Annotated in this window: 4 protein-coding genes and 1 pseudogene; all 5 read left to right on the top strand. The window is 66.5% G+C overall.

Features of this window, described 5'->3' with window-relative positions; genetic code table 11:
- Positions 1-280, top strand: a pseudogene (locus AC3FNH_RS32395) (NAD(P)(+) transhydrogenase (Re/Si-specific) subunit alpha); the annotation flags it as partial.
- Between the two features lie 10 nt (positions 281-290).
- Positions 291-659, top strand: a complete 369-nt coding sequence (locus tag AC3FNH_RS32400; protein WP_488722985.1) for an NAD(P) transhydrogenase subunit alpha part 2 — start codon at positions 291-293, stop codon at positions 657-659.
- Positions 656-2125, top strand: coding sequence for an NAD(P)(+) transhydrogenase (Re/Si-specific) subunit beta (locus AC3FNH_RS32405; protein WP_488722986.1), 1470 nt, complete (start codon positions 656-658; stop codon positions 2123-2125). The genes AC3FNH_RS32400 and AC3FNH_RS32405 overlap by 4 nt, the downstream gene beginning before the upstream one ends.
- A gap of 43 nt (positions 2126-2168) precedes the next feature.
- On the top strand, positions 2169-2960 hold the full coding sequence (locus AC3FNH_RS32410; RefSeq protein WP_488722987.1) for an SDR family NAD(P)-dependent oxidoreductase: 792 nt from the start codon (positions 2169-2171) through the stop codon (positions 2958-2960).
- 8 nt (positions 2961-2968) lie between these two features.
- Positions 2969-4030 (top strand): phosphotransferase, encoded by a 1062-nt coding sequence (locus AC3FNH_RS32415; protein ID WP_488722988.1) that lies wholly within the window; start codon positions 2969-2971, stop codon positions 4028-4030.
- The last annotated feature ends 221 nt before the right edge of the window (positions 4031-4251 follow it).

Raw genomic sequence — 4251 nt, forward strand, 5'->3', positions numbered from 1 at the left:
GCCCGGTTCGGTGGTGGTCGACCTGGCTGCGGCTCAAGGCGGCAACTGCCCGCTGACCGTGGCCGACGAAGTAGTCGAGCGCCATGGCGTGACCTTCGTCGGGCACACCAACCTCGCCAGCATGGTTGCGGCCGATGCCTCGGCGCTCTATGCCCGCAACGTGCTGGACTTCCTCAAGCTGGTCATCGACAAGGAAGGCCAGTTCACGCTCAACCTCGAAGACGACATCGTCGCCGCCTGCCTGATGACGCGGCGCGAAGAAGCGGCCCTGGCCTGCTAAGGAGAGACCGATGGAAATGGTGAACCACACGGTGATCAACCTGATCATCTTTGTGCTGGCGATCTACGTGGGCTACCACGTGGTCTGGACAGTCACGCCCGCCTTGCATACGCCGCTGATGGCGGTGACCAATGCGATTTCGGCCATCATCATCGTCGGCGCCATGCTGGCTGCCGGCCTCACCGAAGGCAGCGTGGGCCGCGCGATGGGCACGCTGGCCGTGGCGCTGGCCGCCGTCAACGTGTTCGGCGGCTTCCTGGTGACGCAGCGCATGCTCGAGATGTTCCGCAAGAAGGCGCCCAAGGTGAAGGCCGAAGGGAAGGCTGAAGCCAAGGCGCCGGCCCATGCCGGCGGCGAACTGGTGGAGATGCCGCGATGAACGCCCTGTCCATGAATACGGTGACGCTGTTCTACCTGGGGGCGTCGGTCTGCTTCATCCAGGCGCTCAAGGGGCTCTCGCATCCGGCTTCGGCCCGCAAGGGCAATGCCTTCGGCATGATCGGCATGGCGGTGGCGGCGCTCACGACGGTGGCGCTGATCGCCAAGATCAAGAGCGAGTTCCTGGCGTCTGGCGCGGCGGGCACGGAGACGGGCTTCGGCCTGTCGCTGATTCTTGCCGGGCTGGTGGTGGGCGGTGGTATCGGCGCCTACGTGGCCAAGAAGGTCGAGATGACCAAGATGCCCGAACTGGTCGCCGCCATGCACTCGCTGATCGGCCTGGCCGCGGTGTGCATTGCCGTGGCGGCGGTGGCGGAGCCTGCGGCCTTCGGCATCGCACCGGCGGGCTCGCACGAGATCCCGACGGGCAACCGCGTCGAGCTGTTCATCGGCTGCTTTGTCGGCGCCATCACGTTCTCCGGTTCGGTGATCGCGTTCGGCAAGCTGGCCGGGCGCTACAAGTTCCGCCTGTTCCAGGGTGCGCCGGTGGTGTTCGCCGGCCAGCACATGCTGAACCTGGCGCTGGCGGTCGCGATGGTCGGCTTCGGCATCGCGTTCTTCATGACGCAGGAGTGGCTGCCGTTCCTGGTGATGCTCGCCATTGCCTTCGTGCTGGGCGTGCTGATCATCATCCCGATCGGCGGTGCCGACATGCCGGTGGTGGTGTCGATGCTGAACTCGTACTCGGGCTGGGCGGCCGCCGGCATCGGCTTCTCGCTGAACAACCCGATGCTGATCATCGCCGGCTCGCTGGTGGGTTCGTCCGGTGCCATCCTCTCGTACATCATGTGCAAGGCGATGAACCGCTCGTTCTTCAACGTGATCCTGGGCGGCTTCGGCAGCGATGCCGCAGCAGCCGGTGCCGGCGGCTCGCAGGTGCAGCGCAATGTGAAGTCGGGTTCGGCCGATGATGCATCATTCCTGATGGGCAATGCCGAGACCGTGATCATCGTGCCGGGCTACGGCCTGGCCGTGGCGCGCGCGCAGCATGCCCTGAAGGAACTCACGGAGAAGCTGACCGAAAAGGGCGTGACGGTGAAGTACGCGATCCACCCGGTGGCCGGCCGCATGCCGGGCCACATGAACGTGCTGCTGGCCGAGGCCGAGGTGCCGTACGACCAGGTCTTCGAAATGGAAGACATCAACAGCGAATTCGGCCAGGCCGACGTGGTGCTGGTGCTCGGCGCCAACGACGTCGTGAACCCTGCGGCGAAGACCGACCCGAAGTCGCCGATCGCCGGCATGCCGATCCTGGAGGCCTTCAAGGCCAAGACCGTCATCGTCAACAAGCGCTCGATGGCGTCCGGCTATGCCGGGCTGGACAACGAACTGTTCTACATGGACAAGACCATGATGGTGTTCGGCGATGCCAAGAAGGTGGTCGAGGACATGGTCAAGGCTGCGTAAGCAGGCTTTCACGCAGACAACAGAGAACACAGGAGACATGGCAATGACGCAGCACGATGGACGCGGCCTGGGCCCGTTTGCCGACCTGGAGGGCAAGGTGGCGCTGGTCACCGGCGCCTTCAGCGGGCTTGGCCTGCATTTCGCGAAGACGCTGTCGCGCGCGGGCTGCAAGGTGGCATTGGCCGGGCGGCGCGTGGGCGAAGGCGAGGCCTTGCTGGCCGAACTGCGCAAGCAGGGCGGACAGGGGTGCGTGGTCGCGCTCGACGTCAGGGATCCCACCTGGGTCGATGCGGCATTCGAGGGTGCGCGGCGCGAACTCGGGCCGGTGCAGATCGTCGTCAACAGCGCCGGCATCGCCACCACGGGGGCGGCCATGGAGGTGGACGAGGCGCAGTGGCACAGCGTGATCGACACCAACCTGAACGGCGCCTGGCGCGTCGCGCAGCGCGCCGCGCGCATGATGCGCGATGCCGGGACGGGCGGCAGCATCATCAATATCGCTTCGATCCTTGGCCTGCGCGTGGCCCAGCAGGTGCCGGCGTACGCCGCGGCCAAGGCGGGGCTGATCCATCTCACGCGCTCGCTGGCGCTGGAGTGGGCGCGCCATGGCATCCGTGTCAATGCGCTTGCGCCGGGCTATTTCGAGACCGATATCAACCGCAGCTTCTTCGAGACCGAAAGCGGACAGGCGCTGATCCGGCGTATCCCGCAGCGCCGGCTCGGACAGCCGCGCCAGCTCGACGGCGCGCTGCTGTTGCTGGCCTCCGACGCGTCCGATTTCATGACCGGCACGGTGCTGCCGGTAGACGGCGGCCATTCCATCAATTCGCTTTGAGGCAAGCCATGTCTGAAGTCCATGATTTCGCCGGCACGGTGCCGGTGCGCGCGCAGCACCGCTTCGACCAGGCGGCTCTGGAGCGCTGGATGGCGCAGCACGTCGACGGCTATGCCGGGCCGCTGACGATCGACCAGTTCAAGGGCGGGCAATCCAACCCCACCTACCGCCTGCGCACGCCGGGGCGCAGCTATGTGCTGCGGCGCAAGCCGCCCGGCCAGCTGCTCAAGGGTGCCCATGCGGTGGAGCGCGAAGCACGCGTGATGGCGGCGCTGGGGCAGGCGGGCTTTCCGGTACCGCGCATCCACGGACTCTGTACCGACGATGCGGTGATCGGCAGCTGGTTCTTCGTGATGGACCTGGTCGAAGGCCGGATCTTCTGGGATGCCGGCTTCGCCGACGTGCCGTCCGGCGAGCGCGCTGCCTACATGGATGCGATGAACGCGACGCTGGCCGGGCTGCATGCGATCGATCCCGACGCCATCGGGCTTGGTGACTACGGCAAGGCCGGCGGCTATGTCGCCCGCCAGGTGGCGCGCTGGTCGCAACAGTACCTGAGCGACGAGCTGGCCGGGCGGCATCCGGCAATGGACCGGCTGGTCGACTGGCTGCCACGGCACCTGCCCGCCACCGACGACGTTGCCATCACGCACGGCGACTTCCGGGCCGATAACCTGATTTTCCATCCCGCCGAGCCGCGCGTGCTGGCAGTGCTGGACTGGGAACTGTCGACCCTGGGCGATCCGCTTGCCGACTTCGCGTACCACGCCATGATGTTCCGCATGCCGCCCGATATCCTGGGCGGCATCGCGGGGCGCGATCTGGCGGCGGCCGGCTTGCCTGACGAGGCGGGGTATGTGGAGGCCTATTGCCGTCGAACCGGTCGCGACGGTATTGGCAATCTGGACTTCTACATTGCCTTCAATATGTTCCGCTTCGCGGCGATCCTGCATGGCGTCAAGGGCCGTGCCGCACGCGGGACCGCCTCCAGTGCCGAGGCGCATGCCATGGGCGAGCGCTTTGCGCGCGTGGCCGATTTGGCCTGGGAGCAGGCGCGGCGAGTGAGTTGAGCGGAGGGGCCGGCGGGGGCTTTGTGGTGGTGACTGGCTCGGCGTGCTTGGCAGGCGCTGCTGTTTCGCCGGCGTGGCCGGCGGGGCTTTGTGGTTGGGATTGCGCTGTCGTTCTTGGCAGGCGCTGCTGTTTCGCCGGCGTAGCCGGCGACTTACTCTTTTGTCCGAGCGACAAAAGAGTAAGCAGAAAAGCGCGTCGCCTGGCGGCTGGCCATCAACGA

The sequence above is a fragment of the Cupriavidus sp. 22TCCZM01-5 genome, assembly GCF_057798915.1.

Bases quoted from the DNA above. Each gene is read 5' to 3' on its own strand.
- AC3FNH_RS32400 (WP_488722985.1), top strand. From the start codon at position 291: ATGGAAATGGTGAACCACACGGTGATCAACCTGATCATCTTTGTGCTG.
- AC3FNH_RS32405 (WP_488722986.1), top strand. From the start codon at position 656: ATGAACGCCCTGTCCATGAATACGGTGACGCTGTTCTACCTGGGGGCG.
- AC3FNH_RS32410 (WP_488722987.1), top strand. From the start codon at position 2,169: ATGACGCAGCACGATGGACGCGGCCTGGGCCCGTTTGCCGACCTGGAG.
- AC3FNH_RS32415 (WP_488722988.1), top strand. From the start codon at position 2,969: ATGTCTGAAGTCCATGATTTCGCCGGCACGGTGCCGGTGCGCGCGCAG.